At 67.7% G+C, this 610-nt stretch carries 1 protein-coding gene; it reads left to right on the top strand.

The window, feature by feature from the left end:
• Positions 1 to 68 precede the first annotated feature (68 nt).
• Positions 69 to 610, top strand: a 542-nt coding sequence (locus tag WDW90_RS37865) for a 3'-5' exonuclease (protein ID WP_336492840.1), incomplete at its 3' end; no start/stop codon positions are given.

Below are 610 nucleotides of genomic sequence, written 5' to 3'. Positions count from 1 at the left end.
GGCCACGGGGTTCGTGGAGGCGGCAGGCTGCTTCGTGCGGCCCTTGCGCAAGAAGGGCTGAGCGAAGGATGACGCGTCTGGCCTTTGTGGATTTCGAGGCATCCTCGCTCGGCAAGCGCAGCTACCCGGTCGAGGTGGCCTGGGTGTTCAGCACCGGCGAGGAGGAAAGCTTCCTGATCCGCCCAGCCCCTGGCTGGACGGACTGGGCAGCAGAGGCTGAGGCGATCCACGGTATCTCACGCCAGCAGCTGCTTGCTGAGGGAACGGCGCACGATTGGGCCGCCCTCCACATGCTGTCCGTTCTGCGGGATGTGCCGATCTACGCGTCTGCCCCGTCCTGGGATGGGCAGTGGCTCAGCCGGCTTTTGCGCGCGGCCGGACTTCCGCGACACGCACTGCGGCTTCGGGACACCGAGGAGGCGCAACGGCGCGCCGTTCTGCAGATCCTTGAGGCTGGCGGCATCGCCTCAGACCGACGTGGCGGAGCCGCGGACAAGATCCTGGCTGCGATCAGACAGGAGACAGAGAGTGCCGCACCTCCGGCTCACCGGGCCTTGGCCGATGCCCGTCGCGAGCTGGAGCGCTGGGAATGCACCTGTCGTCAGGCCGA

The organism is Methylobacterium nigriterrae (assembly GCF_037106235.1).
GTDB classification, from domain to species: Bacteria; Pseudomonadota; Alphaproteobacteria; order Rhizobiales; family Beijerinckiaceae; genus Methylobacterium; species Methylobacterium nigriterrae.
The sequence above is the reverse complement of the archived record's forward strand: the minus strand, read 5'-3'. Positions and strand labels throughout refer to the sequence as shown.